The sequence below is a fragment of the Paracoccus sp. MC1854 genome (assembly GCF_014164635.1).
Taxonomy (GTDB): domain Bacteria; phylum Pseudomonadota; class Alphaproteobacteria; order Rhodobacterales; family Rhodobacteraceae; genus Paracoccus.
Genome location: NZ_JACJFU010000124.1, coordinates 1 through 1016, shown reverse-complemented (window position 1 = coordinate 1016; position 1016 = coordinate 1). Strand labels below are relative to the sequence as shown.

Below are 1016 nucleotides of genomic sequence, written 5' to 3'. Positions count from 1 at the left end.
GACGGCCGCCCTGGGGCTTGGGCCGCGGCCTCGGCAGCAACGGCTCCAGCGCCGCCCACAGATCATCGGATACAAGGGGCTTGCTCATGTCCCCTAACGCACGAGAGGCGGTTTTGTTAGGCGCTCTTAATGACTGTGAGGAAGTTCCAGGATTCCTGAAGCGACCGAAAATCCGTGTGGTCCGCAGCCAGGAAGCGGAAGGCGACCTGCGTGACAATGGGAAGTTCTACGACCTTCCGCGCGATCTCGACGCGTATCTCTTCACGTTTGACGACGATCTAATATATCCAACGAATTACGTCAGTCGGATGGTCGAGCATATCGAAATGCTCGAGCGCCGTTGCGTGGTCGGTGTTCACGCGGTGATCTTTCCGCCCGGAGAGTTCTCACGGCTGAAGCAGCGGACCGTTTATCATTTTGCCAAACATCACAAGGGTCATTTCGTGGACCTACTTGGAACCGGAACGGCAGCTTGGCATGGTTCCACCTTCGCGGTTTCTCTCGACGACTTTCAGACCAAGGGCGTCTGCGACCTATGGTTTGCCGTCGCTGCGGCTCGACAAGAGGTGCCGCTGTTTTCAGTTCCGCGTGGAAGAAGATGGCTCGTTGAAATCGAGACCACCTCGCCGACATTGTATCAGGAAGCAAGGCAGCATCCGACCAGTTATTTTGACGTTTACAAGCGGTCTGTCGCGCCTGCACTTGTCAACGGTCAAGTGCGAAAGCGGGCTGAAGAGGAGTTCGCACGGCAGTTCGGGAAAGAGGCACTTGCCGCTGCCGGTATCGAACTGCTGACCCTTGATCCTCGTGCAGAGGATATTGCGCCTATGGAGCAAATGACATCCTGATAGAGGAGGCTGCGCCCCGCCTCAAGGAAGATGTTTTCTTTAGAGCGCCTAACAAAACCGCCTCTCGTGCGTTAGGGGACATGAGCAAGCCCCTTGTATCCGATGATCTGTGGGCGGCGCTGGAGCCGTTGCTGCCGAGGCCGCGGCCCAAGCCCCAGGGCGGCCGTC

1 protein-coding gene is annotated in these 1016 nt (G+C 57.8%); it reads left to right on the top strand.

From position 1 onward, the window contains the following. Window positions 1-848 (top strand): glycosyltransferase (locus H5395_RS18390; protein ID WP_220495136.1); only part of this gene is annotated, 848 nt, incomplete at its 5' end. Between the last annotated feature and the right edge of the window lie 168 nt (window positions 849-1016).